Genomic DNA, 21866 nt, shown 5'->3' on the forward strand with positions numbered 1-21866 from the left:
TTTTGGTTTGGATAACTTTTACTCGCCACGCTTGCCTACAACGTGGGTCCATACCGGCTTTTGGGTAGCAAGACAATCCCCAAAAGCACCTTGATAAAGAAGTTGGAGGCTGGCGACAGGAACATCTACCATGAATATATTGCTTTTTGCAGTTACAAGGGAAAACGCCATGCCATGCTGCTCACACGGAGAAAGGTGGAGTTTGCGCTGCTGTATATCCCGTGATTGATGCAAAATTCGTAAAAAAAATAATTACCTCTGTTTTATAATTCAAGAGCAGGGGTAATTATGTATCACCTCAATATTACTTTAGTTGTATTATTTTATGATAACATTTTGTCATTCAGTATAAAATGCCTAATTTTGCGTCCAAAGACAGAACAATTATGAATAATAAATTAAATATAAAAATAGAACAATTAAAGAACATCAATAATATTGAGTTAAATCTACCAATAGAAACAGGACTTTATGCTATAACTGGAGCTAATGGAACAGGCAAAAGTACTATCATGACAGTCATTTCTAAGGTTGTACGTAACTCTGCATTCAATGTTTTTCAACCTCATGATTATTCATCTAATAGTAAAATCACAATATCCTATGATGGAAAAGAAAATTCTTGGACAAAAGCCAGTAGAGGATGGAGTTGTAGTTCAACTGATATAATATCTCTAAAAGGTTTTTATGAAGGTAGCATAATACATGGAATGCGTTTTATAGATGCAAATTATGATACATTACTAAAAGCTGAAAGAGTTAATAATACAATTTTAACTGATGCAGATTCGTTTGTTTCGCGCAATTTAAGTTATATTTTGCATGGAAATTATGATTTCTATACAAATCTTAAACGCATTAAAAATAGAACATTAGCACAACTTAAAGCGTTCAAAGGAATTCCATATTTCATTGAAGGAACTAATGGAATAGTTAATCAGTTTTGTATGAGTGCAGGAGAAAATATGTTGATTAGCTTATTGCATATGTTGAATGTTGTCATTGTTCGCCCTGCAAAGTCTGAAGATGTACGGCTTATATTGATAGATGAAATTGAATTAGCATTGCATCCATCTGCAATCATGAGGTTAGTTGATTTTTTGCAAAAATTGGCTACAGAGTATAATCTTGCTATATATTTTTCAAGTCATTCAATAGAATTACTTAGGAAAATAAAGCCTTCAAATATTTTTCATTTACAAAAGGAGTTGGATAATATCGCTATTGTAAATCCATGTTATCCATCATATGCAACACGAGATATTTATCAACATTCGGGATACGATTTTCTTATTTTAGTAGAGGATGTGTTGGCTAAATATATATTGGAGAATATAATTGATGAAAATGCCTTGTATAAAAGTAAATTGATTAATATTCTACCAAGTGGTGGTTGGGAGAATGTGTTAAAAATGCAAGATGATATTTGTAAGTCAAATTTAGCAGGGGTTGGAACAAAAGTATTAAGTGTTCTTGATGGTGATGTAAAACCGGATTTTGAACAACTATATAAGCAAAAGGGATTATATACTAATTTAACAATAAATTTTCTGCCAATACATAGTTTGGAAAAATACCTACATGAAAAAATTATTGTAAATAAAGATGCTGATTTTTTCAAGGAAATAGGTGACCGTTTTTTCAAAGTTAAATCACTAAAAGAAGTGGTGGATAGTTTAATCAAAAAGAATGACGACAAGGCGTTTTATAATTACCTCATTAAAAACTTAAAAGAACAAGGAATAGAAGAAAATGTATTTGTTCAAAAAGTTTGTGAAATGATATATCGAAAGGAAGATATGTCTAAACTACTAACATTCTTACAAAAAACATTTCAAAATTAAAATACTTAATGATTATTTCGGAAAAATCCGATGAAGCCGCCAACTTCATTGGATTTTCCGCTTTTCATACATTCGGGATTGTTCCCGTGTCTATCACGCCACCGTCCCTGCAATGCTCAATGCTACCGGGCGTAAACCCCATGCTCCCAATTGCGATGTGGCTAATATAGTCCGCATACTCCTGACCTTGAAAATTCCTTCCCGTAAGGTTTCTGAAAATCATCTTTATGCTTATGCCGTCGTTGCTGTGCAAGATGATTTTTCCGTTCTGTCTGATTGCTTCCATGATTAAAACTTGTTTTTGTAAATTGTATCACAGATTGGAACTTGGGCTTTTTGCTACTTTTGTGCCGCCCACTGCTCACTGACAAAAGTAGCGGGCGGCGATTTTACCGCCCGTTCCTCTTCTTAAAAGCGTGTGTAAAGTCCCGTCACCATCGTGAACATTTCCTCCAGCATATCAAAATAGATACCCTCGTGTACGGCAATGTCCTTCGTCCTGCACTCGAATGTCTTTTTGCTGAATGTCCTGCGGTAGAAGCGCATATTGTAGAGATCTGCCCCCGCATCATAGATGATGTCAAGGCGGTTGGCACTTGTCTTGTTCCTTGCAAGGCTCATCCGTAAGCCGTTGCCCATATTGATGTAATCTCGGCTACCTGTCATGGCGGTAAAGCGTTTTCCACCTATCTGCTGTAATATCGTCTGTGCTATCATATTCGTTGTTTTTAGGGTTTTAAGTGCTGGCGGTGCGGACACCGCCAACTTGTTCAAAATTCTCGCATCTCGGCAATGGGTGTCTGCCGTTGCAGCCACTCCTTCACACACTCCATATTGTACTCGCTCGTGATGACTGCCGTATGGCTGTCGGTGGCGGTGAAACGTGTGCTTTCGTAATCATCTATCCACCCTTTGAGGGTGTCCGTTCCCCACGCTTGGGCATCGTCAAAGATACCGTCCAATGCCGCGATAGGTTCGCTGAATTTGACTATCAGCGTTTGATAGGTCGTGTTCATCGGTTGCCCTCCTTTCCCTGCTTTGCGTTCAGCCACTTGTTCCTTGCGGTTCGGCACTCGTCCAATGTGGGTTTGACACAAGTGAACAGTTCTCCGTCCGTATGGCGGTAGTCGTACTGCACAAGTGTCCGCTTGCGTCTGCCGATACCCGATTGGAAACGCTCATATTTCTCCGTCCCTGCTTCCGTACAGGTGCTTACTCCGTTGATGGTCATTCGTGTTGCCATAATGTTGCTTTTTAGATGATTAAAAATGTACTGACAGAACTCTGTTCTTCATCACTATTTCGGGGTTGCTCGTGTAGCGTTGGTGCAGGTAGAAATGGTGAGAGCCGAAGCCGTAAAGGAAAAACTTGTCAAGTTCGTGCTTCTCGGCAAACTCCTTTACGCTCTTTCTTAATCCCTCCTCACTTGTTGAGAGAGTGAGGAGATTTACAAATTCAAGGAACAAGGTGGGGATTTTATCGTCCCACACACAAATCATGCTTTCGATTCTTACTTCCATATCAATGTTGTTTTAGGGTTTATGCTATGCCGCTTTCATCCGCTCACGGATAAGGTTGGCGTTCTTGTTCACAAGGTCTATGATGCGCTCGTGGTATTCGGTGTCTTGGTTGTACTTGCCGTGGCACTGCACCACCTTGAGTGTCCGCAAATCCACCTCTACGGTTTCAATTATCTCACCGCCAATCCTTGCCGAGAGTATGAGGGTGTCGGCTTTCTTGTAGTATTCACTGCCGAACACGCAGATGTTCTGTGCCTTGCCCTCGCTGTAATACTCGTCTATGCTTTCAAGTACCTTGACGATTATTTCCTCGTCAGTGATTACCAATCCGAAGAATTTGGATTTGTTGGCAATGAAATCCTCCGCATCTTTTTCCCTTTGCAGTTGCCGCTGTTGTTCACGCTCACGCCTTTCAATCTCCCAGCGGCGGCGTTGTTCGGCCCGTTCCTTCTCGTGTATGGCTTCAATCTTTCGAGTTGCGTTGTCGTGTGCCGCCATGAAATCTTCGGGGCAGATGTTCTTCGGGTTGCGGAGGTCTTGACCGAGTTTGTTGAGCATACGCAGATAGTCGCACCACATGGAGAAGTTGTCTATCCGATACTTGTGACGCTTGGCAATCAGATATGATGCCCAGCATTCATCGGCAGTACGGGCATTGAAAAGAAAGTGTTTCATGACCTCAATCTCATCGCCTTTCATAAGGGTTTCAATTCTTGGGTCTGAAAGCAAGGCTTTGAAAAGACGCACGGGGGAAATGCCGTGGAAATCGCCCTTGAAGCCGTTGCGTCTGAGTTGGGGTAATACCCTCATCTTAGGATATGCACAGCTTCTTGCCACAACATCATCGTATAGGCTGTTGTGCGGTCTTATCTCCATCGCGCTGCACAATGCCCATACATCGCAGTAATAGAATGTGAAGCCACGGAGCAACGCCATGTCCGTAACCTTACCGTCGGGTGAAATCCAACGCTGCACAACCTCGTGGCAATAGAAGTGCATCGGCTCGCCTTTCCTGCTCTCGCATCTGACCTGCGCCACACGGATTACCTGATAGCCTTTGCAGGTGGTTATCACGCTGAAATACTGCGTTTCCTTGTAGATACGTTTGCGTGTGTCCTGCACTTTGAGTTTGGCATAGCATTTGGGGCAGGTACAGCCTTCAAGGGTGTCGCACAGTACGCTGTTGCTGTACCACTCGTGACCGCAGTCGGAGCAGGTAATGTTCCCTTTCTTGGTGCGGTAGCCGATATGTTCAATACAGTGGCGGTATGCCCAATCTATTTGTGTCGCTGATATGGGGCGAAGGTTGGCTGAAAGTCTTGCCACCTTTTTCTGTATCTTGGTCTTCGGTTTCATAAGCCTAAATCAAATAATGAGGGTTGGGATTGGGTTACTTTTCTCGCTGGCGGTCTGTTGCGGTTTTGCAACTTGCGGAGTTCCTCCTCTTGGTATCTGCGAGCTGCGTTCTGACGTGCCTCCGCCTTTTCCTCTTCCGTGAGTTCCACAACATGGTTCACCACCACTTGGCAGTTCATAGGTTTGCCCACCTCTATCTCGTTTTCCTCATAGTAGTGGATGGCTTGCCCGAATATCTCTCCGTCCGTGAAGCCGCTGCAACCGCTTTTCTGCACATAGTTCAGAATGTGGGTCACGCACTCGTCTATGTTTTTGGCAGGGTTGCGGTACTTCTTCGCAAAGAGCGTATCTTCCTCCGCCCGCTGTTCCAGATACATTTGTATCGTTCTTTTGAAATGGTCTGTTCCTTTCATATCGCTGTCGTTTTTAGATTGTCTGTTTAAGTCTCTCTCTCCAATAGGTCGGCTCTACCTCGCTGAGAAGGAAGTCCATGAAGTCCCTCCGTGTGTCCTTGTTCAGTTCGTGGTACAATCTTCGGAAAGTTTCAAAATTACCGTTGATGTACGTTTCCACCATATACACGAAGATGTTGTCCACCTCGTAATATCTGCACTGCTGCGCTACCGTCTTGCTGTTTCTCTTTGCCATGTCGGTAAGGGTTAAAGGGTGAATAACCAAAGGATGAAGCCGAAGTAGGCAATGGTGGAAAGGATAGCCACGATTACACCTATCGCCACTCGGAACACTCCGTTTATAATCTCTCTGATGATGTCCCAAAGGATGCCGAACACCCCGAAGGCGGTGCGCATCATCAAGCCGCATATCGCCAACCCGATGTATTGCGCCACTTGTCTGAAATTTGCCGTTGCCGTCATATCTTCGCTGTTTTTGATTTTTTTGTTTTTTATGCGGATTCAAGAGCTGAGGGAGTTGAGTTTCAAACTATCTTATCTGCTTCTCGTTTATCCGACATTTTTTTTAATGCGTCTTTCTGTCGCATCGGTCGTTTTCGTTTCGGGTGCTTGAAAAGGTAGGGATTAGGGAATGCAAGGTTTTTCGGGGAAATACTACCCGAAGGGCTGGAGATTTCCGCAGAAAACAGGAGGCTTGACCTTGCTTTCCCGTCCAATCCCGGAATTACCTTTGCGCCCTGAACGAAAATGACTGACTGATGCGGCTCACTGAAAGGCGCAAAATGGAGGTAAACGAAACCAGAGGCAGATTGGGTAGAAAAAACTTCAGGGGAAAATCCGTAAAAAAGGAATCACCAAAAGGAAAAAGACATCACCGGAAGCGTGAAAAGGGCAAACCACAACAAAGGGAGTATGATTGTTTTCCGATCCGACGGGACTTGTCCAGCCGGGTGGCAACAATCATTCTTCCCGGATTGCCCGCTGTGTGTGGCCGCTTGTTTCATTTATGGGGCAGGCTGACACTCTCTGCATTCACTTTCCGCTTCCGGCACAAAAAACAGCTAAAAAAGAAAAATCATCTGGTAGCCCGTAAAAGCACCTCTTGGCATAGACGCAAAAGAAAGGGGCATTGCTTCATCAGTCTAAACATCGTTTAGGCGTGAGGCAATGCCCTTTTCTCTGGCTATGCGGTAGTCGGCACACGTTTGTTCTAAACTCGTTTTGGGCAATGGTGTTCCGACGAACAATACCGCTTTTACGGAAAAACTAATGAATGAGGTGATAAAAAATCCGGGAGTTTATATCAAAATCTCGGATAAAATAGCTACTTTTGCATACAAAGAGTTCTTTGAAGGTTACGCGACGCGCAGAAGGATAATGCAGTAGATAACTAACTAAATCGTAACCTATTACTATCAAGAGCAATTAACCTACGCTCATTTTCAATAAATTACACTCTTTTCGTAACTTCTTTTTGCAAAAATACAAAACAGTTGACAATTGACAGTTGGCAATTGACAATTATTTAGTTTTCTCTATTAATTTGTCAATTTACTTCTCTAACTGTCAATTGCCAACTACTAACGGTCAACTATTAAAACAAACTCCAAGCCACCGTCAATCCCGCCATCACGATCGCTACCATGCTCATCAGCTTGATAAGGATATTCAAACTCGGGCCGGAAGTGTCTTTGAACGGATCGCCAACCGTATCGCCGACAACGGTTGCCTTATGCGCCTCGCTACCCTTGCCGCCGTGGTTTCCTTCCTCGATGAATTTCTTCGCGTTATCCCATGCTCCTCCGGCGTTCGCCATGAATACGGCTAATACGAAGCCCGTGCTTAATCCACCGATCAATAATCCGACAACACCCGTCACACCAAATATGAGTCCGGTTAAGATGGGGGCGATAATAGCTAAAACGGAGGGAAGTACCATTTCGTGTTGCGCTCCTTTCGTCGAGATCTCAACGCAACGGGCATAATCCGGTTGTGCCTCTCCAGTCAGAATACCCTTGATTTCCTTGAACTGACGGCGAACTTCTTCCACCATGTGCCCGGCCGCACGCCCTACAGCATTCATCGTAAGGCCACAGAACATGAATGCCATCATGGAACCTAGGAACATTCCGGCTAAAACCTTAGGATTCATTAAGGTAACATCATAATATACCATAAAGTCCGAGAATGAGGCTTTAGATATTTCGATACTCCTGCCATCGGTAAAGTTCAGGACGGTCTCTCCTAAACGGAGCAAACCGATCTTGATCTCTTCTACATAAGAGGCCAACAGAGCCAAGCCGGTTAACGCGGCGGAACCGATAGCGAAACCTTTACCTGTAGCGGCAGTCGTATTTCCTAATGAATCCAATGCGTCTGTACGCTTGCGGACTTCTTTCCCTAGGTTACACATCTCGGCGTTGCCTCCGGCATTATCCGCTATGGGACCGTAAGCGTCTGTAGCCAACGTAATACCTAAGGTCGATAGCATACCTACGGCCGCTATACCGATTCCGTATAATCCCATGCCCACGTTCGTGAAGTCGAATCCGGAGGCGAACAAGAAGGAACAAATAATACCGACCACGACGGCAAGTACCGGGATGGCCGTAGAGAGCATCCCTAGTCCGAGACCGGAGATAATAACCGTTGCCGGGCCTGTCAGCCCCGATTCGGAAACCAGCCGGGTCGGCTTATAGGATTGGGAGGTATAATACTCCGTCGCTTGCCCGATCACGATTCCGACTAGCAGACCTACGATCACGGAACAACCGATCCAGAACCAATTCTCCATGCCTAATACATAAAGAATCCCGAACGTGGAGATAGCGATCAATACGGAACTCAAGTTCGTTCCTATGGCTAAGGCTTTCAATAGTTGCTTGATCGTTGCGTTCTCATTCGTACGGACGGCGAAAATACCAATAATAGATAAAATGATACCGACAGCGGCGATAAGCATTGGGGCGACAACCGCCTTATATTGTAATTCTACGCTTCCGGAAGAAACGAACGCGGCGGCTCCCAATGCGGCGGTCGCTAGGATAGAACCGCAATAAGATTCATATAGGTCGGCTCCCATACCGGCGACGTCACCTACATTGTCGCCTACGTTATCGGCGATTGTCGCCGGGTTACGAGGATCATCCTCCGGGATCCCAGCCTCAACTTTACCTACTAAATCCGCTCCGACATCGGCGGCTTTCGTATAGATTCCTCCTCCCACACGTGCGAACAAGGCTTGCGTGGAGGCACCCATTCCGAATGTAAGCATGGTTGTCGTGATAATGGTGAGTTTATGGGTCGGGTCCAAAGCCTCGTCTGGGATGAAAGCATTTAACAGGATATACCAGAATGAGATATCCAGCAATCCAAGTCCTACGACTACTAAGCCCATGACCGCCCCGCTTCGAAAAGCGACTTGTAAGCCTTTGTTCAAGGAAGTGCGGGCCGCGTTCGCCGTACGGGCCGAGGCATAAGTCGCTGTCTTCATGCCTAAGAAACCCGCTAATCCGGAAAAGAAACCTCCTGTCAGGAAGGCGATCGGGACCCATTCGTTTTGCACATGGAAGCCATAGGCCATAATAGAGAATAAGATTACTAGGACAACGAAAACCGAGGCGACTACTTTGTATTGCTGTTTCAGATACGACATCGCCCCTTCACGCACAAAGGAGGCGATCTTTTTCATCAACTCAGTTCCTTCACTCTCTTTCATCATCTGCCTGAAGAAGTACCAGGCAAATGCTAGCGCTAGGACAGACGCTAACGGAATAATCCAGAAAATACTCGTAATCATAACATGGTAGATTTAATGTTATACTTAAGAAAACAACGTGACAACACCTTTGCTTTCCGTGTAAATGTAGCAAAAATAAAAGAGGATGGAAACTTTTTCCCTAATAATAATGTTTCTAATTAAAAAAAACAGCATATTTGTTACCAGATTAAGAGACAAGAAATAAATGGCAGAAGAGACAAACCATAAACCCTATAGGTTGGGCTTGGCGCTTAGCGGAGGCGGAGCGAAAGGTTTTGCGCATATCGGAGTATTCCGGATGATGGAGGAATGCGGGCTGAAGCCGGATATCATAGCCGGTACCAGTGTCGGATCCTTAATGGGCACCTTGTTTGCCGATGGCTATTCGGCGGCGGAGATCCAAGAGCTTTTTACCGGACGTGAGTTCTCGGAATTCGCCCAGTTGCAGATTCCTAAGGCGGGTTTGTTCGATAGTAAGCGCTTTCGTTATTTCTTGAGGCGACACTTGCGGACCAAGAACATCGAGGACTTGCAGATTCCGATGGTGATTGTCGCGACTGATTTGGATAATGGCGAAAGCCATGAATTTAGGAGTGGTCCTATTGTTGAGGCGGTGACAGCTTCTTGTAGTATCCCGATTATTTTCAGTCCTGTAGTCATCAATGGCGTTCATTATGTGGATGGAGGATTATTTCACAACTTTCCGGTCTCCATCATCCGTGAGGAATGTGAGCGTATTATCGGGGTGAACGTAAGCCCGTTGATCCCGCAAAAATATAAGCAGACCATATTCCATATCGCCGAGCGCTCTTATCATTATATGTTCCGGGCAAATACGCTGGAGGATCGAGAGATGTGTGATGTCTTAATAGAGGCGGAGGAGTTTGGCTTATATAAGACATTCGATCTTGAGAATGTAGACGTGATTTGTAATATTGGCTATTCCGCCGCTGCCCGTTGCTTTGAGAAAGTGTTGGATGAGAATAAATATGAAACCTTGGTGAAAGCGATCGCGGCAAGAAAGAAAGGCCTGATGCCGTGACAAATCGTCTGTCTGGACAAAGCGCTTTCCCACAAAAACTTTATATATAGATGAACGCAATGGAACAAAAAAACAAGATGGTAATTTATCAGGTATTCCCGCGTTGGTTTGGGAATCTGCGACCATCTCCTGTAATGAATGGTAGTTTAGCCGAGAATGGAGTGGGTAAGTTTTCGGCTTTTACTCCTTTGGCTTTATCCAAAATCAAAGAACTAGGTGTTACTCATGTATGGTATACAGGGGTGATAGAGCACGCTACAAAAACCGATTACACCATGTTTGGCATCCGGAAAGACCATTCTGCCGTAGTAAAAGGTAAGGCCGGATCTCCATATGCTATAAAAGATTACTATGATATAGATCCGGATTTGGCGGATAATATCCAGAACCGTATGAGTGAGTTCGAGGATTTGGTGAAACGTACGCATGAGGCTGGGATGAAGGTTATTATCGATTTTGTACCCAACCATGTGGCACGTCAATATTTCTCGGACGCACGGGAACCTTTCGTGGAGGACTTAGGTCAAACGGATAATGTGTCCAAGGCTTTTGATGTGAATAATAACTTTTATTATCTTCCGGGACAGACCTTGACGCTTCGTTTTGATCCGCAGCGTGAGGAGGATTTTGCCTATAGTGAGTTTCCGGCGAAGGTGACCGGTAACAATCATTTCGATGCCTATCCAAGCCAGAACGATTGGTATGAGACGGTGAAGCTGAACTACGGCGTGGATTATATGCACGGTGGTGCTTGCCATTTCAATACCATTCCCAATACGTGGGAGAAAATGTTGGAGATCTTGTTGTTCTGGGCTGATAAGGGGGTGGATGGTTTTCGTTGTGATATGGCTGAGATGGTCCCGGTAGAGTTTTGGAACTGGGTGATTCCTCAGGTGAAGAAGGTGCGTGATGTGATCTTTATAGCGGAGGTGTATAATCCGGATGAGTATAGGAATTATATTTATACGGGACACTTTGATTATTTGTATGACAAGGTTGGTCTTTATGATACGGTTCGTGCGGTGATGTGCGGACAGGCTCCGGCTAGTAATATATCGCATTGTTGGCAATCGTTGGAGGGAATCCAGAAAAATATGTTGAATTTCTTGGAGAATCACGATGAACAGCGTGTCGCTTCTGATTTCTTTGCGGGGGATGCTCGTCCGGGTATTCCGGGCATGATTGTCTCCGCTGCCATGAATACGAATCCGGTTATGATCTATAGTGGTCAGGAACTTGGCGAAAGAGGAATGGACGCTGAAGGTTTCAGTGGACGTGATGGCCGTACGACCATCTTCGATTATTGGAGCGTCGAGAGTTTGCGAAACTGGAATAATAATGGACTCTTTGACGGGGCTAAATTAACGCCGGCAGAACGCTCGTTGCGTGAGATGTACGCTAAGTTATTGAATGTGGTACGATCCGAGCCGGTTATTGTCGAGGGAGCGTTTTATGATTTGATGTACGCGAACTCCGGTAATCCTTATTTCAATCCGAACCGTCAGTATGCGTTCTTGCGCAAATGGAAGAACGAGGTACTTCTGGTTGTCGTGAATTTCGACCGTGCCGACCAATGTGTATGGGTAAATATCCCGGTCGAGGCATTCAAGGCTCTTGATTTTGAGGATAACAAACCGGCTGAATTGACCGACTTGTTAACCGGGGAAACGACTATCAGTACGCTAACAGACGCTTATCCTTATCAAGTGAAACTCCCTGCTTATTCCGGTAAGATGCTAAAGTTCTCTTTTCTCCATAAATAAGAGCTTTCTTGAAAAGTTTAGGTGTGCTGTATAGATAATTCGTTGGTGGAGTTAGGTGGTTGATACGGGACATCTAGCTTCATCGGGCAAGTAACTTAAGTGAAATGGCAAAGTAACTTAACATACTTGCCCGATGAAGCTAGATGACTTTTTTCTTTGATTTAAATGAAAAGAAGGGAAGCCATATAATAAATGCCAGCTGCTAAAAGCCCACTTACCGGGATCGTAAGAACCCATGCGGTCATCAAGCTTTGAGTTACTCCCCAACGAACGGCTGAAAGACGTTTGGTCGCACCAACTCCGATAATAGCCCCTGTAATTGTATGCGTGGTACTGACTGGGATCTTCAGAAACTCCGTAAGGTACAAAGTGAAGGCACCGGCTGTCTCAGCGATAACCCCTTCCAAGGGGGTTACCTTCGTGATTTTAGTACCCATTGTCTTTACTATTTTCCAGCCACCGGACATGGTTCCAAGTGAGATAGCGGTGAAACAAGAGAACGCTACCCAGTCGGGTAAATCGGAAATACTATTTATCCCCATTCCCAATCCCTCGGAGTGGGCTGCGATTAGGGCCGCGGCGATAATACCCATCACTTTTTGGGAATCATTCAATCCATGCCCGATACTGAATAAGGCGGAAGATACGAGTTGGAGTTTCTTGAACCATACCTCTGCCGTATGAGGGTGCACTCTTTTGCACATATGAAGCACTAATAAGGTAAACCCGAAAGCGACAATCATGCCTATGAAGGGAGCAAGGAAAATGAAAGCCGCTATTTTTAGGATAATGTTCAATTGGATCGCTTCAAAGCCGTGTGCCATGATAGCCGCTCCGGCGAATCCTCCGATAAGGGTGTGGGAAGAAGAGGAAGGAATACCTTTCCACCAAGTGAACAGGTTCCATGCGATAGCGGCGATTACCCCGGACAGGATAATCGGTAATGTGATATACTGCTCTACTACGGTTTTTGATACGGTATTGGCGATACCGAATCCCCCGATTATATACTTAGCGATGAAAAATGCGACGAAATTAAAGAATGCTGCCCATATTACAGCCTGAAAAGGGGTAAGGACCTTGGTCGATACAATGGTCGCTATCGAATTTGCCGCATCATGAAAGCCATTGATATAATCGAATATCAGAGACAGAATGATGATAATCACTAATAATTCCATAATATAGCCCTGTTTTATGCGTACTTTACGATCAAGTTCCTTAATATTTTACCGACATGTTCGGCGGCATCCGTTGTCTTTTCCAACTCATGCATGATTTCTTTGATTTTGATAAGCTCTATACTATCTTTTTCTTCCTCGAAAAGCTTCGTGATAAAAAGCTCATATACGTCGTCCGCTTGGTTTTCTATGTCATGTAGCTTGGTACAGTAATCACGTAACGTAGTCGGTTTCTTGCGAAAAGTCTCGAGTTCATCCATCGCTTTGCTGATATAGTGCGCCTCTTGTTGAATGAGTAAACTCAATTCTTTTCCGCTATCAGAGATGGGGCGTGGGTTATAGATGGTAATACGTTTGGCGGAACTGTTTATTCCATCAATAACATCATCTATGGATGAGGCTAAGTCGTGAATGTCTTCCCGATCGAAGGGGGTTATAAATGTCGTTCCTAGTTCATCAAAGATCAGATGGGTCAGTTTGTCCCCCTCCCGTTCCTTATCCTTGATTAGCTTATAATAATTAGCTCTTTCCGTAGGAGAATCATGTCGTAAGCTTTCTACCAGAATGCTGGAAGAGGCGGATAATATTTCAGACAATTGCTTTAAGAGTGGAAAGAACTTGGGTTCTTTGGGGGTGAATCGACTAAAAAAAGAATTTTTCATACATGTATATATTAAATCGTTTTTAAATACTTGGTTGTTGAATGAAAGTTTGTTATCTCTGTTTCCGTGCTTTTAGTTTTGCCCGTACTACCTCTATTACGGCAGGAAGTATGGATATGAATATAATTGCTATGATCAATAGCTTGAGGTTCTGCTGTACGAAAGGAAGATCTCCGAAAAAGTATCCTGCATAGCAGAAAAGCAGTACCCAGAAAGCGCCGCCTATCAGGTTGTAGATCATGAAATAGTAATAGTGCATTTTACCCATTCCGGCTACAAAGGGAGCGAAAGTACGGACAATCGGTACGAATCGGGCGATGATTATGGTTTTGCCTCCATATTTTTTGTAGAACTCATGCGTTTTGTCCAAATGGCTTTTCTTGAATATCTTGGAGTTGGGATTGTTAAATAGTTTACGACCAAAAAAATGACCTATCATATAATTACAGGAGTCTCCCAATACTGCCGCCGCGAATAATATCAAGGCTAAAAGATTTATCTCTAAAGGCATACCGGGTAACGCTGTTATCGCTCCGGCGACGAACAAGAGGGAATCCCCGGGCAAGAATGGGGTGGCTACCAATCCCGTTTCACAAAAAATGATTAGGAATAATATCGCGTAGGCCCAAGTATGATATTCTTGTACGATCTCGATCATATGCTGATCGATATGTAAGATGAAGTCTAATAAAAATTCCATTTTAGATTGATTATTAATTGATAAGAACTATCCTATATGACCCAATAAGAAAACAAAATAGATGTTTATTCTATTCCCTTTGAGAAATCTAGAAAATAAGAATAGTGAGAATGCAGACATTAAAGTGCTATCTTCTACTTTTTTGATGGAAATAAGGGGGAAAGAGAGTTTAAATGAGAATACGTCTTAGAGTATAGATATAGTACCCATAGGAGAACTTAAGGGGATTTATACAAAATGAAATGAATGTTTGTCTTTCTTTAGGATATTGAGTTTTTATAAACCGTACGATCCTTTCCGCGGATGAGGATAGGTTTGTCCTTGAGTTTTTTGATGTGGAGATGTTGCGGAATAGTGAAGCCCTGATATAGCCATCTTCCATCTTATAGCTTTGTTTTCCGTTGTATAGCTCTTTTTCGTATCGTTCGATATCTGCTTGGGGGATATTGTATTCCGTCTTGTCTTCATTCGGAGAGTACATGGTGTAAATATCGTTGTATTTCTGTTGGTTCTCGGGAGTTGATGAAGAACCCGAAGTCAGAAATACACTTACCAATACGAAGAAATAGAGTAAATACTTCATCATTGCGGTTGCAAATATAGAAAGTTTTCCAAATATAAAGAGGTTATTGTAAATAAGTTTTGTACTTTTGCGGCACAATTTAAATCTATTCACTTTAAGATAAATATTCGGAATAATGAGTGCACAAACTCCTTTCTTGGTGTTTTCGGGAACGAACTCCCGGTATCTTGCAGAGAAAATTTGCAACAGTTTAGGTTGTCCTCTGGGACAGATGAATATCCAGCACTTTGCCGATGGTGAGTTCTCTGTTTCTTATGAAGAGTCTATCCGCGGTAGAGATGTATTCTTAGTACAATCTACATTCCCTAATTCAGACAATCTGATGGAGTTGCTTCTGATGATTGACGCGGCTAAACGTGCTTCCGCACATTCAATCATCGCTGTAGTCCCTTACTTCGGTTGGGCTCGTCAGGATAGAAAGGATAAGCCTCGTGTTTCTATTGGCGCTAAGTTGATCGCTGATATGTTGAGTACGGCAGGTATCAATCGTTTGATTACGATGGACCTTCATGCGGATCAGATCCAAGGATTCTTTAATGTTCCGGTGGATCACTTATATGCTTCTTCCGTATTCTTGGATTATATCAAGACGTCTTTGCCTTTGGATAACTTGTGTATCGCGACTCCGGATGTTGGTGGTACGAAACGTGCCAGCAGCTATTCTAAGTATTTAGGCTTGCCGATGGTCATTTGCCACAAATCTCGTTTGCGTGCCAATGAGGTGGCCGAGATGCGTATTATCGGTGATGTGACGGGCTTGGATGTCCTTTTGGTTGATGACATGGTGGATACGGCCGGAACAATTACGAAAGCCGCGAACTTGATGTTGGAGAATGGCGCTAAGTCTGTTCGTGCTATCGCCAGCCACGCTGTGATGTCTGATCCGGCTTCTACTCGTGTAGATCAGTCCGCTTTAGCGGAAATGATCTTTACGGATTCTATTCCTTACGCTAAGAAATGCGAGAAAGTAAAGGTATTATCTGTCGCTGACATGTTCGCTGAGGCGATCCGTCGTGTATGTAGTGGAGAGTCTATCAGCTCTTTGTATGCTATTTAATAGAATAAGATAGAAAAATAAAAACGGTCGCTTCCTTTTGAGGCGACCGTTTTTTATTTAGAATAAATCTGAATATGCGTTACTTGGTCTCATCAATAATCATGCCGCTGCCCAGACATAAGTGATGGTCTTTGTCGTAGATTACACTGTATTGGCCGGGAGCGATACCTTGAATCTTTTCGTCGGATTCTACACGATATAGATCTCCGATACGACGGATGTAGCCATGCGTAAATTCCGGGGTATGACGGATCTTGAAAGTGATTTCTTTCTCACCCTCAAATTCTCCCCATGGATCTTCCGTGATGAAATCGAAACCTTGCATATTAATCACCTTGCCATATTGCGTTTCCGGGTCGTAGCCGTTGGAGACATAAATGATATTTCGCTTAATGTCTTTTTGGATAACGAACCAAGGGCCGCCACTTAATCCCAATCCCTTACGTTGGCCGATCGTATGGAACCAATATCCATTGTGTTTACCCAAGACCTTACCCGTCTCTAGTTCCACGATTTTTCCCGGGCGTTTCCCTAAATAACGCTCTATAAAGTCGTTGTAGTTAATCTTGCCTAAGAAGCAAATGCCTTGGCTATCTTTACGCTTGGCGCTCGGCAATTTCTGGGCCTCGGCGATGGCACGTACCTCACTTTTCATTAAATGCCCGATCGGAAACATGAGTTTCTGTATCTGTAGGCGGGTGATTTGCCCTAAGAAATCAGTCTGATCTTTTACCGGGTCCTTGGCGGTAGAAAGCCATATCTTGCCGTCTATCTCCGTGGTCGTGGCATAATGACCGGTAGCGATCTTATCGAAATCCTTGCCCCATTTTTCCTCGAAACAACCGAACTTGATATATTTATTACACATCATATCCGGGTTAGGGGTAAGACCGCGTTTGACAGATTCGATCGTATAGCTTACCACCCGATCCCAATACTCGTCGTGTAGGGAGACGATCTCGAACCGGCATCCATACTTGCGGGCGATATATGAGGTGATCTCGATATCCTCTTCCGCCGGGCAATCGATATAGCCATCCTTGTCTTCCATACCGATACGGATATAGAAGATGGTCGGATCGTATCCTGCCTCTTTGAGTTGATGCACTACGACAGAGCTGTCTACTCCTCCTGAAACTAATGCCGCTATTTCCATTCTCTTTTTTGTCTTTGCTTTTGAACTTACAAAAGTAGAGAAAAAATCTCAAACCTTTGATATTGACTGTATATTCTCTATCTTTGCAGTTGGCCCTTATTGGAATGCGGGCCTTCAAACTATGTACTTTAGATGTAATATATTATAGGAAAAGCAAATCGTAGTAAGTATGAAAGAAATAATGTTATCGCTTATGACAGCTATGGTTATGACGGCTTGTACAGGCCAACAGTCGGATACGGCATCTCAAAATTCCGATAAGGAGTTCAATTATGTAGTGGATCAGTTCGCTGATCTGGAGATTCTTCGTTATAAAGTTCCGGGTTTCGAATCCCTGTCCTTGCGACAAAAGCAACTATTATATCATCTTTCCGAAGCGGCCTTGATGGGACGTGATATATTCTTCGATCAGAATGGACGCTATAATCTGGCGATCCGCAGGACATTGGAGGCTATTTATACGAATTATAAGGGAGATCGGGAGGACCCTCAATTCAAGGCTTTGGAAACCTATTTGAAACGGGTGTGGTTCTCCAGTGGTATCCATCATCATTATGCGTTGGACAAGTTTGCCCCGGGGTTTTCTCCTGAGTTCTTGATGGATTGTATTCACCAAATCGACGCTAAGAAGTTACCTCTTCGTGAGAATCAAAACGTGGATCAATTCATGATCGAGATCGCTCCGGTAATCTTTGATCCGGGCGTTATGCCAAAGCGTAGCGTACAAAGCGGTGACGGTGATCTGATCAAAGCTTCTTCTAATAATTATTACGGGGGAGGCATCAGTCAAAAAGAGGTAGAGGACTTCTATGCGCAAATGAAAATGGGAAAGGATACCATTTCCCCGATTTCTTACGGGTTGAATAGCCGTTTGGTAAAAGAGAACGGTACGGTCGTTGAAAAGGTTTGGAAAGTAGGAGGGCTTTATTCCGCCGCGATAGAAAAAATCGTAGATCAATTGCGACAAGCCTTGCCTTTCGCCGAGAATGATACGCAGAAAGCGATCATCGGGAAATTGATCGAATATTATCAAACGGGCGATTTGAAGACTTTCGATGCTTATTCGATCCTTTGGGTAGAGGATACAGCTTCGGAGGTGGATTTTGTGAATGGCTTTATCGAGACTTATGGGGATCCGTTAGGAATGAAAGCAAGCTGGGAGTCTACCGTGAATTTTACGAATAAGGAGGCGACTAAGCGTACAAAAATCATCAGTGATAATGCGCAATGGTTTGAGGATCATTCTCCGGTAGATAAGCGTTTCAAGAAAGAGAAGGTGAAAGGAGTTAGCGCTAAGGTAATCACGGTATCTATGTTGGGAGGTGATTGCTATCCGGCTACCCCGATCGGTATCAATTTGCCAAATGCGGATTGGATTCGTAGGGATCATGGCTCGAAGTCTGTTACGATAGAGAATATCACGGAGGCTTATGATAAGGCGTCTCAAGGAAATGGCTTTAGCGAAGAGTTTGTTTGGAGTGACGTGGAGCGGAACGGTATGAGGCAGTACGGTTTCTTAACGGATAATCTACATACGGATTTACATGAGTGTCTGGGACATGGTTCCGGTAAATTGCTGGAAAATACGGACCCGGATGCGCTGAAAGCCTATAGCTCTACACTGGAGGAAACCCGTGCGGATTTGTTTGGCCTGTATTATTTGGCAGATCCAAAGCTGGTGGAACTGGGATTGCTTCCGGACGGCGAGGCTTATAAATCGGAATACTATAAATATATAATGAATGGCTTGATGACCCAGTTGGTTCGCATCGAGCTAGGCAAGAATGTAGAAGAGGCGCATATGCGTAACCGTCAGTTGATCGCTAAGTGGGCTTACGAGAAAGGGAAGGAAGCGAATGTGATCGAACTGAAAAAACGGGATGGCAAGACCTATGTGGTTGTGAATGACTATCCGAGGTTACGTGAGTTGTTTGGGACATTGCTTGCTGAGATTCAACGTATCAAGAGTGAGGGTGACTATGCGGCCGGAAAGAATCTTGTTGAAGGATACGGCGTGAAAGTAGATCCGGAGCTGCATGCGGAGGTCTTGGAGCGCTATGCTAAGTTAAACTTGGCTCCCTATAAAGGTTTTGTCAATCCTGTGATGAAAGAGGTAAAGAACTCTAACGGTGAGGTTACTGATATTGTCTTGGACTACACGGAAGGTTATACAGATCAGATGCTTCGTTATGGCCGTGATTATTCTTTCTTGCCGACTTATAATAATTAATAGATGGAAAGTTTACAAGACGAGATAAGGGAGATCCGTAAGGAACTTCGTTTGGCGATGAACGGGGTGATTTCTACGAGTATGCGTGAGAAAGGTATCGTATATAAGTTAAATTTCGGGGTTCCGTACCCCGAAATAAAGGGAATCGCCCGTAAGCATAAACCGAATGGAGAGCTAGCGGCGGCTTTATGGAAAGAAGACATCCGTGAGTTTAAGATATTGGCGACCTTTCTCCAACCCGCCGAGACGTTGCCTTTGGATGAGGCGAAACGTTGGGTCAAGGAGATTCCTTATTTAGAGATCGCGGAGCATTGTTGCCGGAACTTGTTCGTTCATCTGCCTTATATGGAGGACTTCACGTCTGATCTGGTTGCTGATAAGAAAAATGAGTTCGCTCGCACGGTCGCCTTTCTTACTTGGGCCGAGAATTTCAAGCGAGGTGGCAGCTTATCTTCTGTGGTTTTAGGATCTTTCTTGGCAGAAACCTTAAGTAGTCTAGCGGAGACTAAGGATTTTAAATCTACGCTGAAAGAGAAACAAGCGTCTATTCAAGCCATGAAGTTTTATGGGCGTCAATCCGAGGGGAATGCGGAAAGGATCCTAGACGGTTTCAAGGAATTTCAGGAGGCTGCGGGAAACACGCCGGAATTACAAGAAATCTATAATGAATTAAAATTCGAGTTTGAATATTATCGGTAAGGCTTTGCGTTTAAAATAAATGCGCTAACTTTGTCGTTTGTGCGGTCTTTAGGAGATGGAAGCGAAAGTTTATACGGAAATACGTGCGTTGTTTACCGAATATCTAACGGAGAAGAAACTGCGGAAAACCGAGGAGAGATATGCTATATTCAAGGAGATATGTGCTTTTCCCGGTCATTTTGATGTGTGTATGCTTTCGGATCGGTTGGAGCAAGACAACTTCCATGTCAGTAAGGCAACACTCTATAATACGTTGGATGTACTGGTTGATGCCGGTTTGGTGGTGCGTCATCAAATAACCGTCCAGTCGGTGCAATATGAGTTGAGGATTTATGCTGATACGCATTTGCATTTGGTTTGTACGAGATGCGGGACCATGCGGGAGCTGCGAAATAGTGCGTTGAAAGCGGATATGAGAAACTTGAAAGTCTCTCGTTTTACGCCGGAGTATTATTGTTTGTACATTTATGGCCTGTGCAGTAAATGCAAGTTTAAGCAGCAAAGGTCAGTTAAATAAGAATATTAATAGCCTATAATAAATATAGAAAAGATGAAAGTAGACGTTTTGTTAGGATTGCAATGGGGCGACGAGGGCAAAGGCAAGGTTGTCGATGTGCTGACTCCGAATTACGATGTGGTAACTCGTTTTCAAGGAGGCCCTAATGCCGGACATACATTGGAGTTTAACGGGGAAAAGTATGTGTTACGTTCGATTCCTTCCGGTATTTTCCAAGGTGGAAAAATAAACGTAATCGGTAACGGTGTCGTTCTGGACCCGTTATTGTTCAAGCAGGAAGCGGAATCATTGGCAGCGAGTGGTCACGATATCACCAAGCAGCTTTATATCTCTAAGAAAGCTCACCTAATTTTACCTACTCACCGGATCTTGGATGCCGCTTATGAGGCCGCAAAAGGTTCCGGAAAGATCGGTACGACAGGAAAGGGTATCGGCCCGACTTATACGGATAAGATTAGCCGTAACGGTGTTCGTGTGGGCGATTTATTGCATAACTTCGAAGAGAAATATGCGGCCGCTAAAGCAAAACATGAAGCGATCTTGCGTTCATTGAACTATGAATATGATATAACCGAGATGGAGGCTCAATGGATGGAGGCCTTGAACTACCTCAAACAATTCAAATTGATTGATAGCGAGCATGTCATCAATAACTATTTGAAGGAAGGTAAGTCGGTCTTGGCGGAAGGCGCTCAAGGTACGATGCTGGATATAGACTTCGGTTCTTATCCATTCGTGACTTCCTCTAACACGATCTGTGCCGGATGTTGTACGGGACTGGGGGTTTCTCCCCGGAATATCGGTGAGGTATATGGAATCTTCAAGGCTTATTGTACACGTGTAGGTAGCGGTCCGTTCCCGACCGAGTTGTTTGATGAGGTGGGAGATAAGATCGGTCAATTAGGCCATGAGTTCGGTGCGGTTACGGGACGTAAACGTCGTTGTGGCTGGATTGATTTGGTAGCCTTGAAATATGCCGTGATGATCAACGGTGTAAGCCAATTGATCATGATGAAGAGTGATGTGTTGGATACCTTCGATACGATCAAGGCTTGCGTGGCTTATAAGATGAATGGTGTCGAGACTAATGAGTTCCCGTATGAGATCGATGATACGATCGAACCTGTATACGTGGAGTTACCGGGTTGGAAGACGGACATGACGAAGATGCAGAGCGAGGACGAGTTCCCGGAGGAGTTCAACGCTTACCTTTCTTTCTTGGAGGAAGAACTGGGTGTGCCTGTGAAGATCGTTTCCGTAGGACCGGATCGTGAACAGACGATTGTCAGATATACAGAAGAATAAACTCGTTATAAATCGTACAAAATGGCAGAAGACCACATTCCTCAAGGGGTGTCTCCTGCCATTTTTGTCTTTGGCAAA

22 protein-coding genes and 2 pseudogenes are annotated in these 21866 nt (G+C 44.0%); 10 read left to right on the plus strand and 14 right to left on the minus strand.

Annotation, left to right across the window (positions count from 1 at the left end):
• Window positions 1-15 precede the first annotated feature (15 nt).
• Both DW205_RS14915 and DW205_RS14920 read left to right on the plus strand, forming a co-directional pair.
• Window positions 16-225 (plus strand): annotated as a pseudogene (locus DW205_RS14915) (lysozyme); the annotation flags it as partial.
• A gap of 161 nt (window positions 226-386) precedes the next feature.
• A complete protein-coding gene (locus DW205_RS14920; RefSeq protein ID WP_002560968.1) occupies window positions 387-1844 on the plus strand; it encodes an ATP-dependent endonuclease in 1458 nt (485 codons plus the stop codon).
• A 64-nt stretch (window positions 1845-1908) separates the two neighbouring features.
• On the opposite strand, the gene DW205_RS14925 is transcribed toward DW205_RS14920, so the two are convergent.
• From DW205_RS14925 to DW205_RS14965, 9 genes are all read right to left on the minus strand, one after another.
• Window positions 1909-2130, minus strand: a complete 222-nt coding sequence (locus DW205_RS14925) for a hypothetical protein (RefSeq protein ID WP_004356138.1) — start codon at window positions 2128-2130, stop codon at window positions 1909-1911.
• A gap of 122 nt (window positions 2131-2252) precedes the next feature.
• Window positions 2253-2561 carry a hypothetical protein gene (locus DW205_RS14930; protein ID WP_002560966.1) on the minus strand — a complete coding sequence of 103 codons (309 nt, stop codon included), beginning with the start codon at window positions 2559-2561 and terminating at the stop codon, window positions 2253-2255.
• 53 nt (window positions 2562-2614) lie between these two features.
• Window positions 2615-2917, minus strand: a complete 303-nt coding sequence (locus tag DW205_RS14935) for a hypothetical protein (protein ID WP_306425397.1) — start codon at window positions 2915-2917, stop codon at window positions 2615-2617.
• Window positions 2857-3087, minus strand: coding sequence for a DUF3873 domain-containing protein (locus DW205_RS14940; protein ID WP_002560964.1), 231 nt, complete (start codon window positions 3085-3087; stop codon window positions 2857-2859). The genes DW205_RS14935 and DW205_RS14940 overlap by 61 nt, the downstream gene beginning before the upstream one ends.
• A 19-nt stretch (window positions 3088-3106) precedes the next feature.
• The gene (locus DW205_RS14945) at window positions 3107-3364 is read right to left on the minus strand and encodes a hypothetical protein (protein WP_002560963.1); all 258 of its coding nucleotides are present in this window, start codon (window positions 3362-3364) and stop codon (window positions 3107-3109) included.
• 24 nt (window positions 3365-3388) lie between these two features.
• The gene (locus DW205_RS14950) at window positions 3389-4720 is read right to left on the minus strand and encodes a PcfJ domain-containing protein (protein WP_002560962.1); all 1332 of its coding nucleotides are present in this window, start codon (window positions 4718-4720) and stop codon (window positions 3389-3391) included.
• Window positions 4717-5133: a PcfK-like family protein gene (locus DW205_RS14955; RefSeq protein WP_002560961.1), complete on the minus strand. Its 417-nt coding sequence runs from the start codon at window positions 5131-5133 to the stop codon at window positions 4717-4719. Before DW205_RS14955 ends, DW205_RS14950 begins: the two co-directional genes overlap by 4 nt.
• Before the next feature lie 13 nt (window positions 5134-5146).
• Window positions 5147-5368 carry a hypothetical protein gene (locus tag DW205_RS14960; RefSeq protein ID WP_002560960.1) on the minus strand — a complete coding sequence of 74 codons (222 nt, stop codon included), beginning with the start codon at window positions 5366-5368 and terminating at the stop codon, window positions 5147-5149.
• An 11-nt stretch (window positions 5369-5379) separates the two neighbouring features.
• Window positions 5380-5595, minus strand: coding sequence for a hypothetical protein (locus DW205_RS14965; RefSeq protein ID WP_002560959.1), 216 nt, complete (start codon window positions 5593-5595; stop codon window positions 5380-5382).
• 667 nt (window positions 5596-6262) lie between these two features.
• Here DW205_RS14965 and DW205_RS22855 point away from each other — a divergent pair.
• Window positions 6263-6452, plus strand: a pseudogene (locus tag DW205_RS22855) (hypothetical protein).
• A gap of 275 nt (window positions 6453-6727) precedes the next feature.
• Here the strand turns inward: DW205_RS22855 and DW205_RS14985 are convergent.
• Window positions 6728-8932 (minus strand): sodium-translocating pyrophosphatase, encoded by a 2205-nt coding sequence (locus tag DW205_RS14985; protein ID WP_005868481.1) that lies wholly within the window; start codon window positions 8930-8932, stop codon window positions 6728-6730.
• A gap of 166 nt (window positions 8933-9098) precedes the next feature.
• Here DW205_RS14985 and DW205_RS14990 point away from each other — a divergent pair, with 166 nt between their 5' ends.
• Both DW205_RS14990 and DW205_RS14995 read left to right on the plus strand, forming a co-directional pair.
• Window positions 9099-9935, plus strand: coding sequence for a patatin-like phospholipase family protein (locus tag DW205_RS14990; RefSeq protein ID WP_005868483.1), 837 nt, complete (start codon window positions 9099-9101; stop codon window positions 9933-9935).
• Between the two features lie 59 nt (window positions 9936-9994).
• Complete coding sequence (locus DW205_RS14995; RefSeq protein ID WP_008777935.1) at window positions 9995-11698, plus strand: alpha-amylase family glycosyl hydrolase; 1704 nt, start codon at window positions 9995-9997, stop codon at window positions 11696-11698.
• 161 nt (window positions 11699-11859) lie between these two features.
• Here DW205_RS14995 and DW205_RS15000 read toward each other — a convergent pair whose 3' ends face one another.
• The 3 genes from DW205_RS15000 to DW205_RS15010 are packed head-to-tail and all read right to left on the minus strand — an operon-like array spanning window position 11860 to window position 14241.
• Window positions 11860-12879 (minus strand): inorganic phosphate transporter, encoded by a 1020-nt coding sequence (locus DW205_RS15000; RefSeq protein ID WP_005868484.1) that lies wholly within the window; start codon window positions 12877-12879, stop codon window positions 11860-11862.
• 14 nt (window positions 12880-12893) lie between these two features.
• The gene (locus DW205_RS15005; RefSeq protein WP_005868485.1) at window positions 12894-13541 is read right to left on the minus strand and encodes a DUF47 domain-containing protein; all 648 of its coding nucleotides are present in this window, start codon (window positions 13539-13541) and stop codon (window positions 12894-12896) included.
• 52 nt (window positions 13542-13593) lie between these two features.
• A complete protein-coding gene (locus DW205_RS15010) occupies window positions 13594-14241 on the minus strand; it encodes a DedA family protein (RefSeq protein ID WP_005868486.1) in 648 nt (215 codons plus the stop codon).
• A gap of 698 nt (window positions 14242-14939) precedes the next feature.
• On the opposite strand from DW205_RS15010, the gene DW205_RS15020 reads away from it, so the two are divergent.
• Entirely contained in the window at window positions 14940-15881 is a 942-nt protein-coding gene (locus tag DW205_RS15020; RefSeq protein WP_005858805.1) for a ribose-phosphate pyrophosphokinase, read from the plus strand.
• 79 nt (window positions 15882-15960) lie between these two features.
• On the opposite strand, the gene mnmA is transcribed toward DW205_RS15020, so the two are convergent.
• On the minus strand, window positions 15961-17037 hold the full coding sequence (gene mnmA, locus DW205_RS15025) for a tRNA 2-thiouridine(34) synthase MnmA (protein WP_005868490.1): 1077 nt from the start codon (window positions 17035-17037) through the stop codon (window positions 15961-15963).
• 169 nt (window positions 17038-17206) lie between these two features.
• On the opposite strand from mnmA, the gene DW205_RS15030 reads away from it, so the two are divergent.
• From DW205_RS15030 to DW205_RS15045, 4 genes are read left to right on the plus strand one after another with little or no spacing between them, the layout of a single operon-like run.
• Complete coding sequence (locus DW205_RS15030; protein ID WP_008777937.1) at window positions 17207-19267, plus strand: dihydrofolate reductase; 2061 nt, start codon at window positions 17207-17209, stop codon at window positions 19265-19267.
• A gap of 3 nt (window positions 19268-19270) precedes the next feature.
• On the plus strand, window positions 19271-19966 hold the full coding sequence (locus DW205_RS15035) for a DNA alkylation repair protein (protein WP_005858799.1): 696 nt from the start codon (window positions 19271-19273) through the stop codon (window positions 19964-19966).
• Between the two features lie 55 nt (window positions 19967-20021).
• Window positions 20022-20483: a Fur family transcriptional regulator gene (locus DW205_RS15040; RefSeq protein ID WP_005858797.1), complete on the plus strand. Its 462-nt coding sequence runs from the start codon at window positions 20022-20024 to the stop codon at window positions 20481-20483.
• 33 nt (window positions 20484-20516) lie between these two features.
• The gene (locus DW205_RS15045) at window positions 20517-21788 is read left to right on the plus strand and encodes an adenylosuccinate synthase (RefSeq protein ID WP_005858796.1); all 1272 of its coding nucleotides are present in this window, start codon (window positions 20517-20519) and stop codon (window positions 21786-21788) included.
• Window positions 21789-21866: the final 78 nt, after the last annotated feature.

This window comes from Parabacteroides sp. AM17-47 (assembly GCF_003434625.1).
GTDB classification, from domain to species: domain Bacteria; phylum Bacteroidota; class Bacteroidia; order Bacteroidales; family Tannerellaceae; genus Parabacteroides; species Parabacteroides distasonis.

What these genes read in the sequence shown, in the direction of transcription:
- DW205_RS14920 (WP_002560968.1), top strand. Translation starts at nt 387, where the DNA reads ATGAATAATAAATTAAATATAAAAATAGAACAATTAAAGAACATCAAT.
- DW205_RS14925 (WP_004356138.1), bottom strand. Translation starts at nt 2,130, where the DNA reads ATGGAAGCAATCAGACAGAACGGAAAAATCATCTTGCACAGCAACGAC.
- DW205_RS14930 (WP_002560966.1), bottom strand. Translation starts at nt 2,561, where the DNA reads ATGATAGCACAGACGATATTACAGCAGATAGGTGGAAAACGCTTTACC.
- DW205_RS14940 (WP_002560964.1), bottom strand. Translation starts at nt 3,087, where the DNA reads ATGGCAACACGAATGACCATCAACGGAGTAAGCACCTGTACGGAAGCA.
- DW205_RS14945 (WP_002560963.1), bottom strand. Translation starts at nt 3,364, where the DNA reads ATGGAAGTAAGAATCGAAAGCATGATTTGTGTGTGGGACGATAAAATC.
- DW205_RS14950 (WP_002560962.1), bottom strand. Translation starts at nt 4,720, where the DNA reads ATGAAACCGAAGACCAAGATACAGAAAAAGGTGGCAAGACTTTCAGCC.
- DW205_RS14955 (WP_002560961.1), bottom strand. Translation starts at nt 5,133, where the DNA reads ATGAAAGGAACAGACCATTTCAAAAGAACGATACAAATGTATCTGGAA.
- DW205_RS14960 (WP_002560960.1), bottom strand. Translation starts at nt 5,368, where the DNA reads ATGGCAAAGAGAAACAGCAAGACGGTAGCGCAGCAGTGCAGATATTAC.
- DW205_RS14965 (WP_002560959.1), bottom strand. Translation starts at nt 5,595, where the DNA reads ATGACGGCAACGGCAAATTTCAGACAAGTGGCGCAATACATCGGGTTG.
- DW205_RS14985 (WP_005868481.1), bottom strand. Translation starts at nt 8,932, where the DNA reads ATGATTACGAGTATTTTCTGGATTATTCCGTTAGCGTCTGTCCTAGCG.
- DW205_RS14990 (WP_005868483.1), top strand. Translation starts at nt 9,099, where the DNA reads ATGGCAGAAGAGACAAACCATAAACCCTATAGGTTGGGCTTGGCGCTT.
- DW205_RS14995 (WP_008777935.1), top strand. Translation starts at nt 9,995, where the DNA reads ATGGAACAAAAAAACAAGATGGTAATTTATCAGGTATTCCCGCGTTGG.
- DW205_RS15000 (WP_005868484.1), bottom strand. Translation starts at nt 12,879, where the DNA reads ATGGAATTATTAGTGATTATCATCATTCTGTCTCTGATATTCGATTAT.
- DW205_RS15005 (WP_005868485.1), bottom strand. Translation starts at nt 13,541, where the DNA reads ATGAAAAATTCTTTTTTTAGTCGATTCACCCCCAAAGAACCCAAGTTC.
- DW205_RS15010 (WP_005868486.1), bottom strand. Translation starts at nt 14,241, where the DNA reads ATGGAATTTTTATTAGACTTCATCTTACATATCGATCAGCATATGATC.
- DW205_RS15020 (WP_005858805.1), top strand. Translation starts at nt 14,940, where the DNA reads ATGAGTGCACAAACTCCTTTCTTGGTGTTTTCGGGAACGAACTCCCGG.
- mnmA (WP_005868490.1), bottom strand. Translation starts at nt 17,037, where the DNA reads ATGGAAATAGCGGCATTAGTTTCAGGAGGAGTAGACAGCTCTGTCGTA.
- DW205_RS15030 (WP_008777937.1), top strand. Translation starts at nt 17,207, where the DNA reads ATGAAAGAAATAATGTTATCGCTTATGACAGCTATGGTTATGACGGCT.
- DW205_RS15035 (WP_005858799.1), top strand. Translation starts at nt 19,271, where the DNA reads ATGGAAAGTTTACAAGACGAGATAAGGGAGATCCGTAAGGAACTTCGT.
- DW205_RS15040 (WP_005858797.1), top strand. Translation starts at nt 20,022, where the DNA reads ATGGAAGCGAAAGTTTATACGGAAATACGTGCGTTGTTTACCGAATAT.
- DW205_RS15045 (WP_005858796.1), top strand. Translation starts at nt 20,517, where the DNA reads ATGAAAGTAGACGTTTTGTTAGGATTGCAATGGGGCGACGAGGGCAAA.